This window comes from Collinsella sp. LCP19S3_D3 (assembly GCF_052121455.1).
Lineage (GTDB): Bacteria > Actinomycetota > Coriobacteriia > Coriobacteriales > Coriobacteriaceae > Collinsella.
In genome coordinates, this window is record NZ_JBQKEF010000060.1 from 1 (window position 1) to 622 (window position 622).

Annotated in this window: 1 protein-coding gene; it reads left to right on the forward strand. The window is 58.4% G+C overall.

The window, feature by feature from the left end; all coding sequences use genetic code 11:
- Positions 1-302: 302 nt before the first annotated feature.
- Positions 303-622: agmatine deiminase family protein (locus tag ACTQXM_RS09035; RefSeq protein ID WP_441537652.1), on the forward strand; the 320-nt coding region annotated here is incomplete at its 3' end.

Sequence of the window (622 nt, forward strand, 5' to 3'; positions counted from 1 at the left end):
AGAGCTCGACGGCCCGCCTCCTGGACTCCAGGTCGTGCTTCACCCTGAGGTCTATACTCATGGAAAACCTCCCATTTCCCGATGTCCAAGAAATGGGAGGCAGTTCACAGGTACCTTTGTGGTGGTTTTTACGTCTATCTCAATCTGTAACATATGGCTGGCAAAATCGCCTCTATCTGTTATAGATTGAGATTGTTTATCTCGAGCCATACGGTTTGTCTCGATCTGTAACAACAAGACGGGGATTCGGCCCCTAGATGTTACAGATCGAGACATCGGTCGTTTGATTTGGAGGAAGCCTTATGCGCACGATCACCGAGTCCGAGTCCACCCCGAGGGCCGACGGCTTCTTCATGCCCGCCGAGTTCGCCCCCCAGGACCGCGTGTGGATGGGCTGGCCCCACCGCACCGACACCTGGGCCCACGGCGCCAAGCCCGCCCAGAGGCAGTATGCCGCCATCGCCCGCGCCATCTCCGAGTTCACCCCGGTCTACATGTGCGCCAACCAGGCCGACTACGCCAACTGCAAGGCCGTCTTCGAGAACGACGAGAACGTCACCGTCGTCGAGATGACCACCGACGACGCCTGGTTCCGCGACACCGGCGCCACCTACGTCATCAA